Genomic DNA, 21,679 nt, shown 5'->3' on the forward strand with positions numbered 1-21,679 from the left:
TTCGGTGGGTTTACAGCCCGTTTTGTGCCGGACATGGTATTAACTATAGATGAGAATGCTGGCGTCGATTCGTTATTCGGAATTTTTAACCATCGCACCGCGGGATAACGCGAAGAGGATGTTCCCGGCTTGCGCCACGCTGAGCCGGGCTATTGAATCGCCCTGTAAGCGTAGCGCGACCGGGGAAGGTCACGGCCAGCGGCAATGACGGGAGATGACTAACTAAACCATGTGCCGCGTCGCCAGTGTCGACGCCAGATCAGCGCCAGCGACAGGCCGCGCAGGGCGAGGAACACCGCCAGCGCCAGCCACAGACCATGGTTGCCAAGCACCGGTAGCGTAAGCAGCGTCACGGCAAACCCCGCCGCGGCGACCGCCATACTGTTCCTCATCTCAGCGCCGCGCGTCGCGCCGATAAACATGCCGTCCAGCAGATAGCACCAGACGCCGACCACCGGCAGGATCGTCTGCCAGATCAGATAGCGATCGGCCAGCTGCTGCAGGGAAGGCAGTGAGGTTAACAACGCGATAATGTACTGCCCCGCCAGGCTGTAAATCAGGGCAAACGCCAGCGCCACCATGCCGGACTGCCGGCAGGCCGCCCGCCACACCTCCAGCAACTGGCTACCGTCTCGCGCGCCGTAAGCCTGGCCGGAGTGAGCCTCCACGGCATAGGCAAAGCCATCCAGCGCATAGGCGGTAAAGGTCAGCATGGTCATCAGTACCGCGTTAACCGCCACGATGTCGCTGCCCAGACGGGCGCCGAACACGGTCAGTGCGCCAAAGCACAGCTGCAGCAGCAGAGAGCGCAGCATGATGTCCCGATTCAACGCCAATAAACGGCGCAGATCCCCGCGCCAGGCGTTTTTCAGCATCGCCAGCGACACGCCGCGCAGCGTCAACACTCGCTTCGCCATCAGCAGGCCAATAATGAGGGTGGCGTACTCCGCGGTGACCGTGGCCAGCGCCGCACCCTGGACGTTCATCCGCAGGCCCATCACCAGCCACAGATCGAGCACAATATTCAACAGATTACCCACCACCAGCAGAATAACCGGCGCCCGGGCGTACTGGACGCCCAGCAGCCAGCCGAGCAGCACCAGGTTGGCCAGCGAGGCGGGGGCGCTGAGCCAGCGAATTTCGAGAAACCGTCTCGCCTGCTCAAGCACCGCCTCGCTGCCGCCGACAATATGCAGAGCGAGGTCAATTAGCGGCAGGCGAAGCAGGATAATCAGCACCCCGGCGCCCAGCGCCAGGGCCAGCGGCTGCACCAGCGCCCGCGCCAGGCGCTGCGGATCTTTGGCGCCCCAGGCCTGAGCGGTGAGCCCGGTGGTGCTCATGCGCAGGAACAGCAGCAGCATGAAGAGGAAACTGGTGGCCGTCGCCCCGACCGCTACGCCGCCGAGGTATACCGGGCTGTCCAGGTGGCCGATCACCGCCGTATCCACCAGCCCCAGCAGCGGGACGGTGATGTTGGAGAAAATCATAGGGAGGGCAAGACGCCACAGCGCTTTATCGGCAGCGTTGAGCAGCATGTTTGAGGACCTGATTGAGGAAAAACGTCGCAGCGTCACGCAACAGATGACGCTGCGCAGAGGCAGGCGCTACAGCCATTCTCCATTACGGATCACGCCAACGGCCAGACCCTCAATGGTAAAACTCTGCTGGCGCAGATCGACGACGATCGGGGAAAACTCGCTGTTTTCCGGCAACAGTTCAACGACATTGCCCTGCTTTTTCAGGCGCTTCACCGTCACTTCTTCATCGATACGCGCGACAACCACCTGGCCGTTACGCACATCCTGGGTTTTGTGGACCGCCAGCAAATCGCCATCCAGAATACCGATGTCTTTCATCGACATCCCACTGACGCGCAGCAGGAAATCGGCGTTGGGCTTAAACATCGACGGGTCGACCTGATAGTGGCCTTCAATATGCTGCTGCGCCAGCAGCGGCTCACCGGCGGCGACGCGGCCGATCAGCGGCAGGCCTTGCTCTTCTTCCGTCAGCAGGCGAATACCGCGAGAAGCGCCGGAGACGATCTCGATCGCGCCTTTACGCGCCAGCGCTTTCAGGTGTTCTTCCGCCGCGTTTGGGGAACGGAACCCCAAGCGCTGAGCAATTTCCGCACGCGTCGGCGGCATGCCCGTCTGGCTGATATGATCCCTAATGAGATCAAACACCTCTTGCTGCCTGGTCGTTAACGCTTTCATTCCGCCCCCTGGGTGTATATACAGTTATGCTGTGAGTATATACAGCTAACGGTGATTTTGGAACCACATGGCACACAAAAATCGGCGGATTGTTCATATTTTGCGAGGGTTAGCGAAGAACGTTAGTGATAATGGCTCCACAGCAGCGTTCCCCAGGTGATCAGCGCGATGATAATCGCCAGCAGAACCGCCGCCGACCCCATATCTTTGGCGCGCCCTGAAAGCTCGTGAAAATCCGAGCCGATACGGTCCACAACCGCTTCAATCGCGCTGTTGAGAATTTCGACTATCATCACTAGCAGGACCGAGCCAATCAGCAATACGCGGGTGATGGCGTCGACGTCCAGCCAGCAGGCTACCGCGACGGCCACGATAGCGGCGACGCCTTCCTGACGAAACGCAGCCTCGTTGATCCACGCCGCGCGAAATCCTTTCCAGGAGTAACCTGCCGCCTTAATGATCCGGGTTAACCCGGTGGTATTATTGGCCATCACAAAACCTTTTTACGTAAATGACGTCGATGAGTGTGCGCGTTTGCCGCGTGGTAACGGAAATTTTGCCCACTTTCTGTTATTCTTGCCGCGCATTTGCATGATTAACCAGAGGCTTCACATCGTTTATGTCCGGCTGGCAACGAATTTACTATAAATTACTGAATTTACCATTACAGGTGCTGGTAAAAAGCAAGTCTATTCCGGCAGAGCCTGCCCAGGAATTAGGACTCGATACCTCGCGTCCGGTCATGTACGTCCTGCCCTATAATTCGAAGGCGGACCTGCTGACGCTGCGCGCCCAATGCCTGGCGCATGATTTACCTGACCCGCTTGAACCGCTGGAAATCGACGGCGCCCTGCTGCCGCGTTACGTATTCATCCACGGTGGGCCGCGCGTATTTACTTATTACACGCCAAAAGAAGAGTCCATCAAGCTGTTCCACGATTACCTCGATCTGCACCGCAACCATCCGGACCTCGATGTGCAAATGGTGCCGGTTTCGGTCATGTTCGGCCGTTCGCCGGGTCGCGAGAAAGGAGAAGTCAATCCGCCGCTGCGGATGCTGAACGGCATTCAGAAATTTTTCGCCGTCTCCTGGCTCGGCCGCGACAGTTTCGTGCGCTTCTCGCCGTCCGTTTCGCTGCGCCGCATGGCGGATGAGCACGGTACCGATAAGATCATCGCCCAGAAGCTGGCTCGCGTCGCTCGCATGCATTTTGCCCGCCAGCGGCTGGCCGCCGTTGGCCCGCGTCTGCCGGCCCGCCAGGATCTGTTTAATAAACTGCTGGCCTCGAAAGCGATTGCCCGCGCGGTGGAAGACGAAGCGCGCAGCAAGAAAATTTCGCACGAGAAGGCACAGCAGAACGCTATCGCGCTGATGGAAGAGATTGCGGCGAACTTCTCATACGAGATGATCCGCCTGACCGACCGCATTCTCGGCTTCACCTGGAACCGCCTGTACCAGGGCATCAACGTGCATAACGCCGAGCGCGTACGCCAGCTGGCGCACGACGGCCATGAAATTGTCTATGTCCCCTGCCACCGCAGCCACATGGACTATCTGCTGCTCTCCTACGTCCTGTACCATCAGGGGCTGGTCCCTCCGCATATCGCGGCGGGCATCAACCTCAACTTCTGGCCGGCCGGACCGATCTTCCGCCGCCTCGGCGCCTTCTTTATTCGCCGCACCTTTAAGGGTAACAAGCTCTATTCCACCGTGTTCCGCGAATACCTTGGCGAACTGTTCAGCCGCGGCTATTCCGTGGAGTATTTCGTCGAAGGCGGCCGCTCCCGTACCGGCCGTCTGCTCGATCCGAAGACCGGTACGCTGTCGATGACCATCCAGGCGATGCTGCGCGGCGGAACCCGACCGATCACCCTGGTGCCGATTTACATCGGCTATGAGCACGTGATGGAGGTAGGAACCTACGCCAAAGAGCTGCGCGGCGCCACTAAAGAGAAAGAGAGTCTGCCGCAGATGGTGCGCGGTTTAAGCAAGCTGCGCAACCTGGGCCAGGGTTACGTTAACTTCGGCGAACCGCTGCCGCTGATGACCTATCTTAACCAGCATGTGCCGGATTGGCGGGAAGCGATCGACCCGATCGAAGCGGTTCGCCCCTCCTGGCTGACGCCGACGGTGAATAGCATCGCCGCTGACCTGATGGTGCGCATCAATAACGCCGGCGCGGCCAACGCCATGAACCTGTGCTGTACGGCGCTACTGGCCTCCCGCCAGCGTTCGCTGACCCGTGAGCAGCTCACCCAGCAGTTAGAGTGCTACCTCGCGCTGCTGCGCAATGTGCCCTATTCTCCGGATGCGACCGCCCCATCCGCTTCAGCCAGCGAGCTCATCGATCATGCGCTGCAGATGAACAAGTTCGAAGTGGAGAAGGACACCATTGGCGACATCATCATCCTGCCGCGCGAGCAGGCGGTGCTGATGACCTACTATCGCAACAATATCGCCCATATGCTGGTGATGCCGTCGCTGTTAGCCGCTCTGGTGACTCAGCATCGTCATCTCAGCCGCGCCGAAGTGCTGCGTCATGTGGAAACACTCTATCCGTTCCTCAAGGCCGAGCTGTTCCTGCGCTGGGAAAAAGCGGAGCTGGCCGGAGTGGTGGATGCGCTGATTGCCGAGATGCTGCGTCAGGAGCTGATCGTCGTCGATGGCGATGTCATGAGCCTCAACCCGTCGCACTCTCGCTCCCTGCAGCTGCTGGCCGCTGGCGCCCGCGAGACGCTGCAGCGCTATGCCATCACCTTCTGGCTGCTGAGCGCTAACCCGGCGATCAACCGCAGCTCGCTGGAAAAAGAGAGTCGCACCGTGGCCCAGCGTCTGTCGGTGCTACACGGCATCAATGCGCCGGAGTTCTTCGACAAAGCGGTGTTCAGCACCCTGGTGTTGACCCTGCGCGATGAAGGCTATATCAGCGACACCGGCGACGCCGAGCCGGAAGAGACCCTGAAGGTTTATCGGATGCTGGCGGATTTGATTACGTCGGATGTCCGACTGACCATTGAGAGCGTCACGCAGGACGACGCGTAACGCGGCGTTTGCTGCCCCCCGGAATGCCGGGGGGCAGCGGACAGGAGGTTACAGATAGCTCATCGCCAGGCCGAGGAACAGCACCAGCCCGACGTAGTTATTGTTCATAAACGCTTTGAAGCAGTTATCGCGGTCGCGATTGAAGATAAGCTTCTGCTGCCAGCCAAACAGACCCGCCGCCACGAACAGCGACCAGTAATATTCCCAGCCCAGCCCATTCAGCCAACCCACCGCGCCCATCAGCGCCAGTACGGCCACCTGCAGGATACCGATAATCAGACGATCGTTTTCGCCAAACAGGATCGCCGTCGACTTGATGCCGATCTTAACGTCGTCATCGCGATCCACCATCGCATACTGGGTATCGTAGGCCACCGCCCACAGAATATTGGCGAGGAACATCAGCCAGCAGCTCAGCGGTAGCGATTCGCTGACGGCCGAGAAGGCCATCGGGATCGACCAGCCAAAGGCCGCGCCCAGCACCACCTGCGGCAGATGAGTGTAGCGCTTCATAAACGGATAGACCCACGCCAGCGCCAGCGCCGCCACCGACAGCAGAATGGTCATGGTGTTGAGGGTGAGCACCAACAGGAAAGAGAGCAGCACCAGCACGATAAACAGCGTTCGCGCCTCTTTCTCGGTAACATCGCCGCTCGGCAGCGGACGGCGGGCGGTACGCTTTACGTAACCATCAAATTTTCGGTCGGCATAGTCATTCACCACGCAGCCGGCGGCGCGCATCAGCCAGACGCCGGCGACGAATACCGCCAGGATCCACAGCGGCGGGACGCCCGGCGAGGCCACCCATAGCGCCCACAGCGTCGGCCACAGCAGCAGCAAAGCGCCGATCGGTTTGTCAGTGCGCATCAGGCGATGAAACGCCAACAGCTTATTCTGCGACAGACTCCACTCCATTTTTTCTTCCTCTTAGTACAACGGCGACGCAGGCAAAAAAAGCTCGGTCAGCAGCAGGGGTTTGCCGCTCAGCCGCAGGCGGGAACGACGCCCCCACAGCGCTGCATCGCGACCAATTTCAATAAAATCGCGGGTTAATGTCGACGACGTAAACAGGTATCGGCCCAGCGGAGTTTGCCCGAGCTGCTGTAGCGCCAGCTCCGGACCACACAGCGTCGACTCCGGCGCCACCGTGCGCCCGGCCAGCCAGGGCTCGCCATCGGCATTGAGTATAATCTCCCGCAGCCAGTAGCGCGGCTCGTCGGGCAGCAGCGCCGCTTCGTCAGTCAGCGCGTCACGGCCGATATACCCTTCGTTAACCAGGGTCACGGTGACCTGCTTTCCTTGTTGTTCAAAGCGCTGGGTCATTGAGTCCTCCAGCAGCAGCCAGTCACTTAGCGGCGGCGGCAGGGATGGCATAACGGCAAAATAGCGCAGCGCACGCAGTCGCGTAAGCGCAGGATGGGACATGCCTGATTCTCCGGTACATAACATGAAAGCATTGTATCGCAGAATAGGCGGTTGGTGGCGGGCAAACGTCAATATACGATCATTCACGCAACAGCCATGCAACAGGCTGCCGCGCGTGCAAAAAAAGGTGCATCCCGGAGGATGCACCTAAAGGCTGTGCCTAAACATCAGCATTGTGGGGAGACGATTACCCCTTGCCTTTTACACTGCTGATAAAGGTGGAACGAGCGGATTTCGAGCCGAGGCGCTCAGCTTCGTTCATCAATTTCAGGGCTTTGTCGATGTCACCTTGTTTCACCGCCTGCTTAATACCATTGTTGAAGTAGGTTTCGGTATCGCTGAGCATCGGTTCGCTTTTGGCGGCCGGCGCCGCGGCGGCGGCTGGCGCGGCTACCGGCGCCGCGGTGTTGCCGACGGTTACCGGACCCGGGCCGGAGGAGCCGAACAGCGGCCCCACCAGCACGCTGGAAGTGCTATTAGTTTTCACTTTCAGCTTCAGCACGCCATCGGTGGTATGTTTAGCGATCGGATCCGGGATATCCGGGGCCGCATTGCCGGCGCCTTTGGCATAGGCTTTCGCCGGATCCAGCAGGGTCGTGGTCTGCTGGAGATCTTTTTCAGTGGTAAACACCAGCACATAGAGCTTTTGCTGGCCCAGCGCCGGGGTCAGGCGCATCACGCCGCCCAGGCGGTCAGCGGTCATCACGCCCGGCTGCTGATAGGTAAAGTAATTGCTGGGGAAGAACGCCGCGGGCGTCATGTTCTGGTCGAGAATCAGCACGTTCGGCGCAAAAATCTGCTTATGTTTGTTCAGTTCGCTGTCGAGCGTCAGGGTCAGCTCACCGATATTGGCCGGCACGCTCCAGGCGGCGACCGGTCCGACGATCCCCGGGACATCCAGGCGTTGACCGCCGGTAGTTAAATCAACGCTCTGCGTCTTTGATTGATCGGCAGGCGTCCAGATCAGCTGCTGCAGCGCGCTGGCTGGAATAGCCGGCGCGGCGCTGGTGTTCTGCGGTACAAAGTTAACATCGGCAAGGCTCATCCCCGGCACGCATGCCAACATCCCTGCGGATAAACACAGAGCGACGAGAGTTTTCTTCATTTTCATTCTTCTCACCTTGGATAGCATCGGTTTAGCGGTAGCCAGGCAATAGCGCGCTAACCCTGAATAATCAGGAGGGGCTGACGCCCCTCCCAGGTTACACCCGTCCTGCGGACGGTATTACCACCACACTTCCATCTGGGCACCGAAGGTAACTTCGCTGTCGTCACCGCGGCTGGAGGTGAAAGCGCCGCTTCCGCTGCTGTCTTTCGTCTGCAGACCGGAGGTGTTGCTGTAGCCCCAGTTTTCATCCCACTTCGCGTAGGTTGCGAAGATACGGATAGCCGGACGAGACCAGACGCTGTTGCCTGCCTGCCACTGTTGAGCCAGAGTAATTTTGTACTGGTTGTTGTTTTCGCTGGTACGCTGGGATTTCACGTTGTCGTAACCGATTTCCAGCTGGGTGCTCATGATCGGCGTCCATTTGTACATCGGACGGACACCCACGGTGTACCAGGTAGAACCGTTCTTGCTGTCCAGATCCACGTCCTGGTACATTGCCACGTACATCAGGCCCCAGTCATCGTTGAAGTCCATCGCGCCGTGATCCAGAACGCGGATCATGCTGCCGTTGTTATCGATGCTGGTCCCCTGAGAGTGGCCGCTGTTCCAGGAGGTCATTGCGTCAGTGGCGTACTGAACCACAAACTTGTTGAAGCCGCCCCAGATAGACTGAGTATGTTCACCGGTCCACATCCAGCCGTCTTTCGACGCGCCGTCTTCCAGGCGATAGTCATCCTGCGGGTTAGCACGGCCGTAATCGACCCCTAACTCCAGCACGCCGCCCGGGTTGGTTTCCAGACCCGCCAGACGGATATCAAAGACGTCGTTGGCAGTTTTCGCAGCATATTTTTTGGTGTCATCGCTGGAGAAAGTATAAGAGCCGCCGCTTTCTGAGTTACGGGTAGCGGCCAGAGAGAGCTTACCGAAGCCAAGGTCAACGTTTTCCAGACCTGCACCCGGGCCGGAGATATCCCAGTAGTAGAAGTCGATCATGTGAACGTCATGACGCTGATAGAAGCGTTTACCCGCCCACAGCGTGGAGCCCGGCAGCCAGTCGATCAGGTTTTTACCCTGGATGTTGGCTTCACGGAACGCCGGAGAGGTGCTTTCCCAGTCATCTTCCTGATTCACGGAATAGGCAACGTTAGTATCGAAATAAAAACTCTTATCCCCTTCCTTCCACAGCTCCTGGCCCAGCTTCAGTTCCGCATAGGTTTCACATTCGTTACCAAGACGGTATTTACTTTGAGCGCCGGTCGCTTTGAAGCACTGTTGCTCGCCGCCGCTGCCGGTCCAGCCAATGCCGGAACGCGCGTAGCCATGGAAATCGACAGCCAGCGCCTGAGCAGACATCACGCCTGCTGCGACGGCGACCGCCAGAGGAAGTTTGCGCAGAGTAATCATCATTCTATCTCCTGAGATCATTGCTTTTCTTTGCACGCTTCGCCGGTATATCGCCAGCCGGGTTCGCGCTTTTTTAATGGGAAGCCTTACACGCCCGGCTCTTTATGCAGCCGACGACAAGCGGTGCCATCCTCACGGAATAAATGGCAACGTTCTGGCGGCAAACCGATAGCGAATGTGGCTCCCTCTTCTACCAACACCACGTCGTTCTGGCGGTAAACCAGGTTCTGACGGATGGCGGGGATCTGGATATGAATTTGCGTTTCGTGACCGAGCTGTTCGACGACCTGGACCTCGCCTTCAAGGGTTACATCGGCGATATCGCTGGGCAATAAATGCTCCGGTCGAATACCTAAGGACATATTGGCGCCCGCCTGCACGTTGGCGCTGTCCACCGGTAGCCAGATTTGCTGACGGTTCGGCAGTTCAACCTGCACCTGATCGATAGCCGTCGCGGTGACTTTGACCGGCAGGAAGTTCATCTTCGGTGAACCAATGAAGCCGGCAACGAAGCGGTCAGCCGGATAGTGATAGAGCTCCAGCGGTTTCCCAACCTGCGCCACACGGCCGGCGTCGAGGACCACGATCTTGTCGGCGAGGGTCATCGCTTCCACCTGATCGTGGGTGACATAGATCATGGTGCGGCCCAGTCGCTTATGCAGACGGGAGATTTCGATACGCATCTGGACGCGCAGGGCGGCATCGAGGTTGGAAAGCGGCTCATCCAGCAGGAAAACGCTTGGCTCTGCCACCAGCGTACGACCAATCGCCACGCGCTGGCGCTGACCGCCGGAGAGGGCTTTCGGTTTACGCTCCAGCAGATGGGCCAGCTGCAGCACTTCCGCAACCTGAGTCACCCGCTGGTTAATCAGATCTTTTTTCGCGCCGGCCAGCTTCAGGCCAAACGACATATTTTCCGCAACGGAAAGGTGGGGATAGAGTGCATAAGACTGGAATACCATCCCAACGCCGCGTTCTGCCGGTGGGATCTCGTTCATGCGGGTGTCACCGATAAACAGGTCCCCGCTGGTAATAGTTTCTAACCCGGCAATCATACGCAGCAGGGTAGATTTGCCGCAGCCCGATGGCCCGACAAACACGACGAATTCCCCTTCGTGGATATCGAGATTGATATCTTTCGATACCACCACGTCACCCCAGGCTTTCGTTACATTTCGCAGCTGTACGCTCGCCATGCCCTTCTCCCTTCGTTACAACCTGTCACTAACAGTCACATTCAAGATGGGTCGACTATGCGGCATTCATTACGCAGGCAAATCCTCCACCCCCCGGCTTTTTTATGGGGGAGGAGATGGGAGGATGAGAGATTGGCTCTCGCCGCGGGGGATGGCGGGCGGAGCGTGATTTCGTGATGGAGGCGACAAAATTGGGCGCTTTTTTCTGTGCTCCAGGACGCAATACGGCCGTTTTTGCAATGGAGATCACACAACCAGCGGGTGGGGCGTAGACCAGGGGAGGATGGAAAGGGGTTGTTAAAAAAGGAAACTCATCATCGTTAAGCCACCGAAGTGTATCCACGAGTACAACACCAAAAAGGACGGGTATATGAAAATCAAAACTGGCGCTCGCATCCTCGCGCTGTCGGCACTGACCACGATGATGTTTTCCGCCTCTGCCCTCGCAAAAATTGAAGAAGGTAAGCTGGTTATCTGGATTAACGGCGACAAAGGCTACAACGGCCTCGCTGAAGTGGGTAAAAAGTTTGAAAAAGACACCGGCATTAAAGTTTCCGTAGAACACCCGGACAAGCTGGAAGAGAAATTCCCGCAGGTTGCGGCGACCGGCGACGGCCCGGACATCATTTTCTGGGCCCATGACCGTTTCGGCGGCTACGCGCAGTCGGGCCTGCTGGCGGAAATCACCCCGGACAAAACGTTCCAGGACAAACTCTATCCGTTCACCTGGGATGCGGTTCGCTATAACGGCAAACTGATCGCCTACCCGATCGCAGTCGAAGCCCTGTCCCTGATTTACAACAAAGACCTGGTGCCGAACCCGCCGAAGACCTGGGAAGAGATCCCGGCGCTGGATAAAGAACTGAAAGCGAAAGGTAAGAGCGCGCTAATGTTCAACCTGCAGGAACCGTACTTCACCTGGCCGCTGATCGCTGCCGACGGCGGATACGCGTTCAAGTTTGAAAACGGCAAGTACGATGTGAAAGACGTCGGCGTGGACAGCGCAGGCGCGAAAGCGGGCCTGACCTTCCTGGTTGACCTGATCAAGAACAAGCACATGAATGCCGATACCGATTACTCCATCGCGGAAGCGGCCTTCAACAAAGGCGAAACCGCGATGACCATCAACGGTCCGTGGGCGTGGTCTAACATCGATAAGAGCAAGGTTAACTACGGCGTGACCCTGCTGCCAACCTTTAAAGGCAAACCATCGAAACCGTTCGTTGGCGTGCTGAGCGCGGGGATCAACGCCGCCAGCCCGAACAAAGAGCTGGCCAAAGAGTTCCTCGAAAACTACCTGATGACCGATCAGGGTCTGGAAGCCGTTAACAACGACAAACCGCTGGGTGCCGTGGCGCTGAAATCCTTCCAGGAAAAACTGGAAAAAGATCCGCGCATCGCTGCCACCATGGCGAACGCCCAGAAAGGCGAAATCATGCCTAACATCCCGCAGATGTCTGCCTTCTGGTATGCCGTTCGTACCGCGGTTATCAACGCCGCCAGCGGTCGCCAGACTGTCGATGCTGCGCTGAAAGATGCACAGAGCCGTATCACTAAGTAAGAAAACGGCGGGTGGCGCGTGCGCCTACCCGCCCTACCACTACGGCTCGGACCGTAGGTCAGGTAAGCGAAGCGCCACCTGACAAATCAGTTTTCACCGCTGTAGAGGATGATCCCCATGGATGCCGTTAAAAAGAGACACTGGTGGCAAAGCCCGCAACTCACATGGTCTGTGATTGGCTTACTGTGCCTGCTGGTGGGTTACCTTGTTGTTTTGATGTACGCCCAGGGGGAGTACCTGTTCGCCATCATGACGCTGATTTTAAGCTCAGTTGGCCTGTATATTTTCGCTAATCGCAAGGCTTATGCCTGGCGCTATGTTTATCCCGGCCTCGCCGGCATGGGCCTGTTTGTCCTGTTTCCGCTGATCTGCACTATCGCTATCGCGTTTACCAACTACAGCAGCACCAACCAGCTGACCTTTGAGCGTGCGCAGCAGGTGCTGATGGATCGTTCCTTCCAGGCCGGCAAAGCCTACAATTTCACGTTGATCCCGGCGGGTGACGAGTGGAAGCTGGCGCTGACTGACGGCGAAAGCGGTAAAAACTACCTTTCTGACGCCTTTAAATTTGGCGGCGAGCAGAAGCTGGCGTTAAAAGAAACCGACGCCCTGCCGGAAGGCGAGCGCGCCAACCTGCGCGTGATTACCCAGAATCGCACCGCGCTGAACCAGCTGACCGCTGTGCTGCCGGATGACAGCAAAGTCATCATGAGCTCCCTGCGCCAGTTCTCCGGTACCCAGCCTCTGTATACCCTCGGCGAAGACGGGGTACTGACCAACAATCAGACCCACGTTAAATACCGCCCGAACAACGACGTCGGCTTCTACCAGTCAATTAACGCCGACGGCAGCTGGGGCAATGAGAAGCTGAGCCCGGGCTACACTGTGACTATCGGCTGGGACAACTTTACCCGCGTCTTCCACGATGAAGGCATTCAGAAACCGTTCTTCGCGATCTTCGTCTGGACGGTGGTGTTCTCGGTACTGACCGTGGTGCTGACCGTCGCGGTGGGGATGATCCTCGCCTGCCTGGTGCAGTGGGAAGCGCTGAAAGGCAAAGCGATTTATCGCGTCCTGCTGATTCTGCCGTACGCCGTACCGTCGTTTATTTCGATTCTGATTTTCAAAGGGCTGTTCAACCAGAGCTTTGGTGAAATCAACATGATGCTCAGCACGCTGTTCGGCATTAAGCCGGCCTGGTTTAGCGACCCGACCACCGCGCGCACCATGATCATCATCGTCAACACCTGGCTAGGCTACCCGTACATGATGATCCTGTGCATGGGGCTGCTGAAGGCGATTCCGGACGATCTGTACGAAGCGTCGGCAATGGATGGCGCCGGCCCGTTCCAGAACTTCTTTAAAATTACCTTCCCGCTGCTGATTAAGCCGCTAACGCCGCTGATGATCGCCAGCTTCGCCTTTAACTTTAACAACTTCGTCCTGATTCAATTGTTGACCAACGGCGGTCCGGACCGTCTCGGCACCACCACCCCGGCCGGTTATACCGACCTGCTGGTGAGCTACACCTATCGCATCGCCTTTGAAGGCGGCGGCGGTCAGGACTTCGGCCTGGCGGCGGCTATCGCAACGCTTATCTTCCTGCTGGTTGGCGCGTTAGCGATTGTGAATCTGAAAGCCACGCGCATGAAGTTTGATTAAGGGAGATAACGATAATGGCTATGGTCCAACCCAAATCGCAGAAGCTACGTTTATTTACCACGCATCTCCTGCTACTTATTTTTATCGCCGCGATTATGTTTCCGCTGCTGATGGTTATCGCCATCTCGCTGCGCGAGGGTAACTTCGCCACCGGCAGCCTGATCCCGGATACCATCTCCTGGGAGCACTGGCGTCTGGCGTTAGGCTTCAGCGTCGAACACGCCGATGGCCGCGTCACGCCGCCGCCGTTCCCGGTCCTGCTGTGGCTGTGGAACTCGATTAAGGTCGCCGGGATCACCGCGATCGGTATCGTCGCTCTCTCCACCACCTGCGCTTACGCTTTCGCCCGTATGCGCTTCCCGGGGAAAGCGACCCTGCTGAAAGGGATGCTGATTTTCCAGATGTTCCCGGCGGTGCTATCGCTGGTTGCCCTGTACGCGTTGTTTGACCGCCTGGGCCAGTACATCCCGTTCGTCGGCCTCAACACCCACGGCGGCGTCATCTTTGCCTACATGGGCGGTATCGCGCTGCACGTCTGGACGATTAAAGGCTACTTCGAAACCATCGATGGCTCGCTGGAAGAAGCGGCGGCGCTGGATGGCGCGACCCCATGGCAGGCTTTCCGCCTCGTGCTGCTGCCGCTGTCGGTGCCGATTCTGGCAGTCGTGTTTATTCTGTCGTTCATCGCGGCCATCACCGAAGTGCCGGTCGCCTCGCTGCTGCTGCGCGATGTGAACAGCTATACCCTGGCGGTAGGTATGCAACAGTATCTCAACCCGCAGAACTATCTGTGGGGCGACTTTGCCGCCGCGGCGGTGCTCTCCGCCATTCCGATCACGGTTGTCTTCCTGCTGGCGCAGCGCTGGCTGGTTAATGGCCTGACGGCGGGTGGAGTGAAAGGTTAATTTTTTTGTAACACCGGCCCCAAATTTCAGAGGAGGGCCGACGGTCTAGCCGCAATACACGACCCCAACCGGGTATTGTCGCCGTCGCCCTCAGCTGAAAAAGTAAGGTCAATGCCACTGCTATCCTCAACTGGACCCTACATAAATTCTATTTGTGACTGTTGGTCAGCGGCCCTGGAGGCCGCTTTTTTTTATTCGCGTTTCAGGCGATTGGAGTTACACAGCCAGAGCGTAATCACCAGGATCAGGATCGCCGCGGAGTAAATGAGAACCGCCAGCGGCGACTCATGATCGACGATAATAAGCCGCACAATTGCGGTAATACCGATATAGACGAAATAGCGCAGTGGAAAGTGAAAACCGGATTCAAAATATTTAACAATCAGCGCGATAAACTCAAAGTAGAGAAAATAGACCACCAGCCCTTCGACCAGCTTGTACTTACTCACCGGCTCCGGCGTAAACAGTACGTGCGCCAGATGCAGGGTCTCCTTTCCCAGGAACACCACCAGAATAATTCCCAGGCACAGCAGTGCCAGATTCAGCACGGCCTGCATGGCCTTCGCAACGAAATTAACCAGCGGACGATATACCGACGGCATAGTGACACCTCAAATGCATGAACGTTGTCGATCTGTATAGCGCAAAAGTGTGATCCAGATCTACCTATGATTCCTTCGTCTTACGCTATCTCTGGGCTATTGATTCGAAAAGTACGAACAAGAGAAAATTGTCCTTCCAGCAACGCTGTGAGCAGATTAACAAAATCATCCGTTACGCTTAGAACGAATCAACCCAACTAACTGAGATATAAAAAGTTTACTTTTTGAAACAGGTGTATCTTAAAACCTCCCGTAAGATAAAATTTTTCTCCAAACCACAGTCTTTTTATGGTTATTAGGGTAAGTTTTTTCTTATCTTTTGTCTTAGCATTATCGCAGCTGAATAAAATTTAATTTTGGACATTAAATCATTATGAACACCGATAACGCTTCCCTGTACGTAAAATGGCTCAAACAAGAGGTCGCCCCGGCTTTAGGTTGTACTGAACCCGTCGCTATTTCCTTCGCGGCCGCCTACGCCGCACAATATCTGGATCAGCCTTGCACTAAAATTAGCGGTTTTATTTCCGCCAATCTTTATAAAAACGCGATGGGCGTCACCATACCCGGCACCACCGTTTGCGGTGTACCGCTGGCAGCCGCAATTGGCGCATTTGGCGGCGACCCGCAAAAGGGATTAAAAACGCTGGAAGATATCACTCCGCGACACGTTGAAATGGCGCAGAAGCTGATCGCCAATAACGCCGTTGATATTGCCGTCGAAGAGACCCCGGATTTTATCCATCTCGATTTAACCCTCTCTGCTGGCGAGAATTGCTGTCGTGTCGTGGTCAAAGGAACCCACACCAACGTGGTCGAACTTTATATTAATGGCCAGCCGCAGCCATTAAGCGAAAAACAGAATACGCGCACCCAGCGCGAAACGCTGCCCACTTTCTCGCTACAACAGGCTTACGAATTTATTAATAGCGTCGACTTTAATGATATTCGCTTTATTCTCGACGCCGCGCGCTTAAACTCCGCGCTGGCGGCAGAAGGCAAAACAAAAAAATATGGCCTGAACATTAACGGTACCTTTTCTGACGCAGTGAAAAACGGCCTGATGAGCAACGATCTGTTAAGCAAGGTGATCATCAACACCGTCGCCGCTTCAGATGCCCGCATGGGCGGCGCGCCGGTGGTAGCGATGTCTAACTTCGGTTCAGGCAATCAGGGCATTACAGCAACCATGCCGGTAGTGGTGGTTGCAGAGCATCTCGGCGCCGATGAAGAGACCCTGGCTCGCGCTTTGTCTCTCTCTCATCTCACCGCCATCTCAATTCATTCTCGTTATACGCGCTTATCTGCGCTATGCGCAGCCTCAACCGCCGCTATGGGCGCCGCCGCCGGTATGGCCTGGCTGTTTACCCGCGACATCAACACCATTAATACCGCGATTATTAATATGGTCAGCGATATTACCGGCATGATTTGTGATGGCGCTTCCAACAGCTGCGCGATGAAAGTCTCGTCAGTGGTCTCCAGCGCCTTTAAGGCGGTACTAATGGCCATGCAAAATAGCTGCGCTGGCGCCAATGACGGTATTGTCTGCGCCGATGTCGAGCAGACTATTAATAACCTGTGCCGTCTGGTGATTAAACCAATGACTCTCACCGATAAAGAAATTATCAGCATTATGGTCGCTAAATAATACCATTTCACGGGCCTGAAAGAGCAGGTCCCGATTAACGTACTCTACCCACACTATTATTTATAAATTAGCAGGTATAGCAGATGAATAAAAAAGTCATCTTCCGCGGCGCCAGCGCTATTATGCCCCTATGCATCGGCGACTTTCCATTTTCATTTATTGTCGGCGCATTAAGCGTTAGCGCGGGCATGAGCGTCTGGCAGAGTACGGCGTGGTCGGCGATCGTCATTGCCGGCTCGGCGCAAATGCTGGCACTGAATATGTTAAAAACCGGCGCCACGCTCGGCGTGATTATTTTCACCACATTAATTATCAATCTTCGCCACGTGCTGTATAGCGCCTCTATTTCCGGCAGCGTGCGCGAAGCTTCATTCTTTAAAAAATGCTTTATGTCCTATGCGCTCACCGACGAGGTGTATGCCACCACCGTCAAAGAGATGGAAGGAAATAAAAAGGAAAAATATCTGTTTTATGGTTCGGCGATGATTACCTTCTGGGCGATTTGGGTGCTGGCTGATTTTCTTGGCGCGCTGGTCGGCGCCTCGTTTCCCCACATTGAGAAATACGGTCTCGATTTCGCCATGGTCGCCGCCTTTATCGCCATCGTGGTGCCGCAAATTAAAAGCCAGGCCTGCACCGTCGCCGCGGTTGTAGCCGCCGTTTCCGGCGTGCTGTTAGTGGTCCTACCCTATTCGCTGGGTATCGTCGTCGCCTCAGTGCTTGGCGTCCTCGCCGGCCTGTGCGTCGACCTGGCGGAAGAGCGCAAGCAGATGGCAAAAACCGAATCCGATATGCCGTTAGTGGAGGCGATGGAAAATGAGTAATAGCTATTTTATCGCCCTGACGCTGGGCATGGCCGCGGTGACTTTTCTCATCCGTTTCTCGTTTATCGGCCTGGCCGGCAAGATCCAGATGTCCGAGCGGGTGACCAAAACGCTACGCTTCGTGCCGGTCACTGTTCTGCCGGCCATCATCACCATTCAGATCCTGAGCGTGAATTCCAGCATGGAGTTCGACTTAAAAAATCCGAAGGTGATCGCCGCCATCATCTGCACGCTCGCCAGCTTCCGTTTAGGTCTGGTGTGGGTGGTAGTGAGCGGCGTCGGCTCGCTGGTGTTGTTAAATTATTTTATGTAACCGTTTGAAGGATAAACCGTATGATTATTACCACCGCTGACGCGCCTGCTGCTATCGGCCCGTACGTGCAGGGCGTCAATCTCGGCGCGATGACCATCACCTCCGGTCAGCTGCCGATTAATCCGCTGGACGGCACCATGCCCGAGGACATTGCCGAACAGGCGCGGCAATCACTGGAAAATGTGAAAGCCATCGTTGAAGCTGCCGGACTCACGGTCGGGCAGATCGTTAAAACTACGGTGTTTGTCAAAGACCTGGCGGATTTTGCCGCCATCAATGCCGCCTACGAGGCCTTCTTTATCGAACACCAGGCGGCCTTTCCGGCGCGCTCCTGTGTGGAGGTAGCAAGGTTACCGAAAGATGCCGGCATCGAAATCGAAGCGATCGCTTTCGCCCGCTAACCCCCAGGCTGGAGGGAGCGCCTCCAGCCTTCTCCCACCGATTTTTGTCGTTCCACATTGTTCACTTTACAGGCAATATAGCCGCAGAACGACGCGAGGAACGCAGCATGTTAACTATTCGACAGGCATGTCCCGAGGACGCGCCCCAGCTTAGCGCGATGGGCTATGCCAGCTATCATCACCACTTTGCTCATCTCTGGCGCGATGCCGATGAACTGGCGTTATTTCTTAAGCAAGAATATGCCGAAGATGCGCTACGTCGGAGTCTTGCGGATGCGACCCAACACTGGCTCATCGCCGAAGCCCCCTCTCCTGTTGGTTTCGCTAAATATAGCTATCAGCAGCGAATGGCTGACGACGGCAAGATTGGTACGCTGCTGCATAAGCTCTACCTGATGCCGGGGAAGACTGGCCACCGCTACGGCGAGCATATTTTTCACGCCGTCGAGACGCGAGCAAAAACGGCCGGTGAAAGCTGGCTGTGGCTGGAAGTACTCGCCGCGAATCCCGCCGCGCGCCGTTTTTACGAACGCCAGGGGATGCAGCACATCAGAGACACGACTTTCCACTCCGCCAGCCAGCAAAGCACCTTACATATTCTGGCCAAACCTATTTGAGAGGAACTATGCCTGAGCTTCGTGATACCGGCGTACGTAACGTCGTTTGTGGGGAAAATGTCGTTATTTACCAGCCCGCCAACCTCTATGATTGCCAGCTCGGCGATAACGTCTTCGTCGGGCCGTTCGTTGAGATCCAGGGGAATACCCGCATCGGCGCGAACAGTAAAATTCAATCCCATACCTTTATCTGCGAGTACGTCACCATCGGCCAGCGCTGCTTTATCGGTCACGGCGTGATGTTTGCCAACGACCTGTTTCGCGAGGGTAAACCAAACGCCGACCGCGCCAGCTGGGGGCGGATCGAGATTGGCGATGACGTGTCGATCGGCAGCGGCGCCACGATTCTGGCCGTCAGCATCTGCGATGGGGTGGTGATAGGCGCGGGCAGCGTGGTAACGAAGTCCATTACCGAGAAAGGCGTGTGGGCGGGGAATCCGGCGAGGCTGCTGCGGCGGCTATAAATAAAAATGCCGACCAAAGGGTCGGCATTCCGTCTTAGCTGCGCAAGCGTTATGCGCGCCAGGCTTTATAACGGTTAATCAGGCCGTTAGTAGAGCTGTCGTGGCTGCTAACTTCGCTGCCGTCTTTCAGCTCCGGCAGGATGCGGTTAGCCAGCTGTTTGCCCAGCTCAACGCCCCACTGGTCAAAGGTGAAGATGTTGAGGATCGCGCCCTGGGTGAAGATTTTGTGCTCGTACAGGGCAATCAGCGCCCCGAGGCTGAACGGGGTGATCTCACGCAGCAGGATGGAGTTAGTCGGGCGGTTACCTTCGAACACTTTGAACGGCACCACGTGCTCCAGGGTCGCCGGGTCTTTACCCTGATCGCGATATTCCTGCTCAACCACTTCGCGGGATTTACCAAAGGCCAGGGCCTCGGTCTGGGCGAAGAAGTTAGACAGCAGTTTCTGATGGTGGTCAGACAGCGGGTTGTGGGTGATAGCCGGAGCGATGAAATCGCACGGTACCATTTTGGTGCCCTGGTGGATCAGCTGGTAGAACGCGTGCTGACCGTTGGTGCCCGGCTCACCCCAGATGATTGGGCCAGTCTGGTAGTCTACCGCGTGGCCGTTACGGTCAACATACTTACCGTTGGACTCCATGTTGCCCTGCTGGAAGTAAGCGGCAAAGCGGTGCATGTACTGGTCGTACGGCAGAATCGCTTCGGTTTCCGCACCGAAGAAGTTGTTGTACCAGATGCCGATCAGCGCCAGCAGCACCGGCAGGTTTTTCTCCGCCGGAGTGGTGGAGAAGTGCTTATCCATCGCATGCGCGCCGGACAGCAGCTCAACGAAGTTGTCGAAGCCCACGGAGAGAATGATGGACAGACCAATCGCCGACCACAGGGAGTAACGGCCGCCAACCCAGTCCCAGAATTCGAACATGTTGGCGGTGTCGATGCCGAACTCGCCAACCGCTTTCGCGTTGGTGGAAAGCGCGGCGAAGTGTTTCGCCACGTGCTTGTCGTCGCCCGCGGTTGCCAGGAACCAGTCGCGCGCGCTGTGGGCGTTGGTCATGGTTTCCTGGGTAGTGAAAGTCTTGGACGCCACCAGGAACAGAGTCGTTTCCGGATTCACGTTCTTCAGCACTTCGGCGATATGGGTGCCATCGACGTTAGAGACAAAGTGCATGTTGAGGTGGTTTTTATACGGACGCAGCGCCTCGGTCACCATGAAAGGACCGAGGTCGGAGCCGCCGATACCGATGTTAACCACGTCGGTGATCGGTTTGCCGGTGTAGCCTTTCCAGCTACCGGAGATAATCGCTTCGGAGAAGGTTTTCATCTTCTCCAGCACAGCGTTCACTTCCGGCATCACATCTTTGCCATCAACCACAATCGGCGTATTGCTGCGGTTACGCAGCGCGACGTGCAGTACCGCGCGGTCTTCGGTGCGGTTGATCTTCTCACCTGAGAACATCGACTTGATAGCGCCCGCCAGGTCAGTCTCTTTCGCCAGATCCTGCAGTTTAGCCAGCGTCTCTTCAGTGATGCGGTTTTTGGAGAAGTCCACCAGCATCAGATCGTCGAACGTCGCGGAAAATTTAGAAAAACGGTCGCTATCTTTGGCGAAAAGCTCGCTGATAGTGACATCTTTCATTTCGTCGAAGTGTTTCTGTAATGCCTGCCAGGCAGAGGTCTGCGTTGGGTTGATGTTTTTCATTAGCAATACTCTTCTGATTTGAGATTGTGACTTCGGTCGATTGTAGCGCCGGTGACGGAAAATTGTGATGATTTTTGTGACTTGACCCTGACGCCGGTCAGGAATCGGGTCAAAACGGAGTAAAAAGCCCCATTAGTATAGCTATCATAAGGCTTTTTTCTGTTAGCCGCAGAGGCATGAAAAATCCGCATAACCGCAGCGTTGACATAGCTGGCGTTAAGCCTTTATATATCCGCAGTGCTTACGTATTGGTAGGTATCTATTGCTCGCGCATTTCACGCTACAGCGAAAGGGTATTCGCGGGGGATATAATGTCCCTGTTCCCCCGGCCAGGTGAAAGACGTCAGTAATTGCCAGAAGAGGTGCGTTGCCCAGGTAACCGTATTGGAGGAACCAGTCCGGGGAAGATACGTGAGGGGGAGCAACGCCGAGGTGAAAGAGCGTCTGGTCACGCTCCTCGCCGGCCACAGGGGCTGAATCCCCTGGGTTGTCACCAGAAACGTTCGCAGTCGGGCGTTTCATACCCGAACACCTCAGCGCCCAAAGCGGTGAGTCGGGTCTACAAGGTGGAGCACTTCTGGGTGACATCGT

General features: G+C 56.5%; 21 protein-coding genes and 1 riboswitch. Of the genes, 11 read left to right on the forward strand and 10 right to left on the reverse strand.

What is annotated here, in order from left to right; translation table 11 throughout:
- Window positions 1–49 precede the first annotated feature (49 nt).
- The gene (locus HMPREF1024_RS31440; protein ID WP_032423977.1) at window positions 50–208 is read left to right on the forward strand and encodes a hypothetical protein; all 159 of its coding nucleotides are present in this window, start codon (window positions 50–52) and stop codon (window positions 206–208) included.
- A gap of 10 nt (window positions 209–218) precedes the next feature.
- On the opposite strand, the gene dinF is transcribed toward HMPREF1024_RS31440, so the two are convergent.
- From dinF to HMPREF1024_RS05440, 3 genes are all read right to left on the reverse strand, one after another.
- Window positions 219–1,535 (reverse strand): MATE family efflux transporter DinF, encoded by a 1,317-nt coding sequence (dinF, locus tag HMPREF1024_RS05450; protein ID WP_004151748.1) that lies wholly within the window; start codon window positions 1,533–1,535, stop codon window positions 219–221.
- Between the two features lie 69 nt (window positions 1,536–1,604).
- A complete protein-coding gene (lexA, locus tag HMPREF1024_RS05445; protein WP_002884822.1) occupies window positions 1,605–2,213 on the reverse strand; it encodes a transcriptional repressor LexA in 609 nt (202 codons plus the stop codon).
- A gap of 122 nt (window positions 2,214–2,335) precedes the next feature.
- Window positions 2,336–2,704: a diacylglycerol kinase gene (locus HMPREF1024_RS05440; protein ID WP_002884819.1), complete on the reverse strand. Its 369-nt coding sequence runs from the start codon at window positions 2,702–2,704 to the stop codon at window positions 2,336–2,338.
- 128 nt (window positions 2,705–2,832) lie between these two features.
- Between HMPREF1024_RS05440 and plsB the strand changes: the two genes are divergently transcribed.
- Window positions 2,833–5,256, forward strand: a complete 2,424-nt coding sequence (gene plsB, locus HMPREF1024_RS05435) for a glycerol-3-phosphate 1-O-acyltransferase PlsB (RefSeq protein WP_004178269.1) — start codon at window positions 2,833–2,835, stop codon at window positions 5,254–5,256.
- A gap of 48 nt (window positions 5,257–5,304) precedes the next feature.
- On the opposite strand, the gene ubiA is transcribed toward plsB, so the two are convergent.
- From ubiA to malK, 5 genes are all read right to left on the reverse strand, one after another.
- Entirely contained in the window at window positions 5,305–6,171 is an 867-nt protein-coding gene (gene ubiA / locus HMPREF1024_RS05430) for a 4-hydroxybenzoate octaprenyltransferase (protein ID WP_009309455.1), read from the reverse strand.
- Window positions 6,172–6,183: 12 nt separating this feature from the next.
- Complete coding sequence (ubiC, locus tag HMPREF1024_RS05425; RefSeq protein WP_002884807.1) at window positions 6,184–6,681, reverse strand: chorismate lyase; 498 nt, start codon at window positions 6,679–6,681, stop codon at window positions 6,184–6,186.
- A gap of 187 nt (window positions 6,682–6,868) precedes the next feature.
- Window positions 6,869–7,792: a maltose operon protein MalM gene (gene malM, locus HMPREF1024_RS05420; RefSeq protein WP_004151749.1), complete on the reverse strand. Its 924-nt coding sequence runs from the start codon at window positions 7,790–7,792 to the stop codon at window positions 6,869–6,871.
- Between the two features lie 114 nt (window positions 7,793–7,906).
- Window positions 7,907–9,196 (reverse strand): maltoporin, encoded by a 1,290-nt coding sequence (locus HMPREF1024_RS05415; protein WP_002884747.1) that lies wholly within the window; start codon window positions 9,194–9,196, stop codon window positions 7,907–7,909.
- 83 nt (window positions 9,197–9,279) lie between these two features.
- Window positions 9,280–10,389: a maltose/maltodextrin ABC transporter ATP-binding protein MalK gene (malK, locus tag HMPREF1024_RS05410; protein ID WP_002884743.1), complete on the reverse strand. Its 1,110-nt coding sequence runs from the start codon at window positions 10,387–10,389 to the stop codon at window positions 9,280–9,282.
- A gap of 370 nt (window positions 10,390–10,759) precedes the next feature.
- Here malK and malE point away from each other — a divergent pair, with 370 nt between their 5' ends.
- From malE to malG, 3 genes are all read left to right on the forward strand, one after another.
- On the forward strand, window positions 10,760–11,950 hold the full coding sequence (gene malE / locus HMPREF1024_RS05405; protein ID WP_009309456.1) for a maltose/maltodextrin ABC transporter substrate-binding protein MalE: 1,191 nt from the start codon (window positions 10,760–10,762) through the stop codon (window positions 11,948–11,950).
- 117 nt (window positions 11,951–12,067) lie between these two features.
- Entirely contained in the window at window positions 12,068–13,612 is a 1,545-nt protein-coding gene (malF, locus tag HMPREF1024_RS05400; RefSeq protein ID WP_002884726.1) for a maltose ABC transporter permease MalF, read from the forward strand.
- Between the two features lie 14 nt (window positions 13,613–13,626).
- A complete protein-coding gene (gene malG, locus HMPREF1024_RS05395) occupies window positions 13,627–14,517 on the forward strand; it encodes a maltose ABC transporter permease MalG (protein WP_002884725.1) in 891 nt (296 codons plus the stop codon).
- Window positions 14,518–14,708: 191 nt separating this feature from the next.
- On the opposite strand, the gene psiE is transcribed toward malG, so the two are convergent.
- Window positions 14,709–15,119: a phosphate-starvation-inducible protein PsiE gene (gene psiE / locus HMPREF1024_RS05390; RefSeq protein ID WP_002884721.1), complete on the reverse strand. Its 411-nt coding sequence runs from the start codon at window positions 15,117–15,119 to the stop codon at window positions 14,709–14,711.
- A gap of 373 nt (window positions 15,120–15,492) precedes the next feature.
- Between psiE and HMPREF1024_RS05385 the strand changes: the two genes are divergently transcribed.
- The 6 genes from HMPREF1024_RS05385 (at window position 15,493) to HMPREF1024_RS05360 (ending at window position 19,389) form a co-directional block, all read left to right on the forward strand.
- A complete protein-coding gene (locus HMPREF1024_RS05385) occupies window positions 15,493–16,770 on the forward strand; it encodes a serine dehydratase subunit alpha family protein (RefSeq protein WP_009309457.1) in 1,278 nt (425 codons plus the stop codon).
- 83 nt (window positions 16,771–16,853) lie between these two features.
- Window positions 16,854–17,594, forward strand: a complete 741-nt coding sequence (locus HMPREF1024_RS05380; RefSeq protein ID WP_002884644.1) for an AzlC family ABC transporter permease — start codon at window positions 16,854–16,856, stop codon at window positions 17,592–17,594.
- The gene (locus tag HMPREF1024_RS05375) at window positions 17,587–17,907 is read left to right on the forward strand and encodes an AzlD domain-containing protein (RefSeq protein WP_004177855.1); all 321 of its coding nucleotides are present in this window, start codon (window positions 17,587–17,589) and stop codon (window positions 17,905–17,907) included. The genes HMPREF1024_RS05380 and HMPREF1024_RS05375 overlap by 8 nt, the downstream gene beginning before the upstream one ends.
- Before the next feature lie 20 nt (window positions 17,908–17,927).
- On the forward strand, window positions 17,928–18,308 hold the full coding sequence (locus HMPREF1024_RS05370; protein WP_009309458.1) for a Rid family detoxifying hydrolase: 381 nt from the start codon (window positions 17,928–17,930) through the stop codon (window positions 18,306–18,308).
- A gap of 107 nt (window positions 18,309–18,415) precedes the next feature.
- A complete protein-coding gene (locus tag HMPREF1024_RS05365; RefSeq protein WP_004177856.1) occupies window positions 18,416–18,925 on the forward strand; it encodes a GNAT family N-acetyltransferase in 510 nt (169 codons plus the stop codon).
- An 8-nt stretch (window positions 18,926–18,933) separates the two neighbouring features.
- Window positions 18,934–19,389 (forward strand): acyltransferase, encoded by a 456-nt coding sequence (locus HMPREF1024_RS05360; RefSeq protein WP_004177857.1) that lies wholly within the window; start codon window positions 18,934–18,936, stop codon window positions 19,387–19,389.
- A gap of 49 nt (window positions 19,390–19,438) precedes the next feature.
- On the opposite strand, the gene pgi is transcribed toward HMPREF1024_RS05360, so the two are convergent.
- Complete coding sequence (pgi, locus tag HMPREF1024_RS05355) at window positions 19,439–21,088, reverse strand: glucose-6-phosphate isomerase (protein WP_002884631.1); 1,650 nt, start codon at window positions 21,086–21,088, stop codon at window positions 19,439–19,441.
- Between the two features lie 349 nt (window positions 21,089–21,437).
- Window positions 21,438–21,673, forward strand: a riboswitch (Lysine riboswitch).
- The last annotated feature ends 6 nt before the right edge of the window (window positions 21,674–21,679 follow it).

It is taken from the genome of Klebsiella sp. 4_1_44FAA (assembly GCF_000238715.1).
Lineage (GTDB): Bacteria > Pseudomonadota > Gammaproteobacteria > Enterobacterales > Enterobacteriaceae > Klebsiella > Klebsiella pneumoniae.

Bases quoted from the DNA above. Each gene is read 5' to 3' on its own strand.
- HMPREF1024_RS31440 (WP_032423977.1), top strand. From the start codon at position 50: ATGAGAATGCTGGCGTCGATTCGTTATTCGGAATTTTTAACCATCGCA.
- dinF (WP_004151748.1), bottom strand. From the start codon at position 1,535: ATGCTGCTCAACGCTGCCGATAAAGCGCTGTGGCGTCTTGCCCTCCCT.
- lexA (WP_002884822.1), bottom strand. From the start codon at position 2,213: ATGAAAGCGTTAACGACCAGGCAGCAAGAGGTGTTTGATCTCATTAGG.
- HMPREF1024_RS05440 (WP_002884819.1), bottom strand. From the start codon at position 2,704: ATGGCCAATAATACCACCGGGTTAACCCGGATCATTAAGGCGGCAGGT.
- plsB (WP_004178269.1), top strand. From the start codon at position 2,833: ATGTCCGGCTGGCAACGAATTTACTATAAATTACTGAATTTACCATTA.
- ubiA (WP_009309455.1), bottom strand. From the start codon at position 6,171: ATGGAGTGGAGTCTGTCGCAGAATAAGCTGTTGGCGTTTCATCGCCTG.
- ubiC (WP_002884807.1), bottom strand. From the start codon at position 6,681: ATGTCCCATCCTGCGCTTACGCGACTGCGTGCGCTGCGCTATTTTGCC.
- malM (WP_004151749.1), bottom strand. From the start codon at position 7,792: ATGAAAATGAAGAAAACTCTCGTCGCTCTGTGTTTATCCGCAGGGATG.
- HMPREF1024_RS05415 (WP_002884747.1), bottom strand. From the start codon at position 9,196: ATGATGATTACTCTGCGCAAACTTCCTCTGGCGGTCGCCGTCGCAGCA.
- malK (WP_002884743.1), bottom strand. From the start codon at position 10,389: ATGGCGAGCGTACAGCTGCGAAATGTAACGAAAGCCTGGGGTGACGTG.
- malE (WP_009309456.1), top strand. From the start codon at position 10,760: ATGAAAATCAAAACTGGCGCTCGCATCCTCGCGCTGTCGGCACTGACC.
- malF (WP_002884726.1), top strand. From the start codon at position 12,068: ATGGATGCCGTTAAAAAGAGACACTGGTGGCAAAGCCCGCAACTCACA.
- malG (WP_002884725.1), top strand. From the start codon at position 13,627: ATGGCTATGGTCCAACCCAAATCGCAGAAGCTACGTTTATTTACCACG.
- psiE (WP_002884721.1), bottom strand. From the start codon at position 15,119: ATGCCGTCGGTATATCGTCCGCTGGTTAATTTCGTTGCGAAGGCCATG.
- HMPREF1024_RS05385 (WP_009309457.1), top strand. From the start codon at position 15,493: ATGAACACCGATAACGCTTCCCTGTACGTAAAATGGCTCAAACAAGAG.
- HMPREF1024_RS05380 (WP_002884644.1), top strand. From the start codon at position 16,854: ATGAATAAAAAAGTCATCTTCCGCGGCGCCAGCGCTATTATGCCCCTA.
- HMPREF1024_RS05375 (WP_004177855.1), top strand. From the start codon at position 17,587: ATGAGTAATAGCTATTTTATCGCCCTGACGCTGGGCATGGCCGCGGTG.
- HMPREF1024_RS05370 (WP_009309458.1), top strand. From the start codon at position 17,928: ATGATTATTACCACCGCTGACGCGCCTGCTGCTATCGGCCCGTACGTG.
- HMPREF1024_RS05365 (WP_004177856.1), top strand. From the start codon at position 18,416: ATGTTAACTATTCGACAGGCATGTCCCGAGGACGCGCCCCAGCTTAGC.
- HMPREF1024_RS05360 (WP_004177857.1), top strand. From the start codon at position 18,934: ATGCCTGAGCTTCGTGATACCGGCGTACGTAACGTCGTTTGTGGGGAA.
- pgi (WP_002884631.1), bottom strand. From the start codon at position 21,088: ATGAAAAACATCAACCCAACGCAGACCTCTGCCTGGCAGGCATTACAG.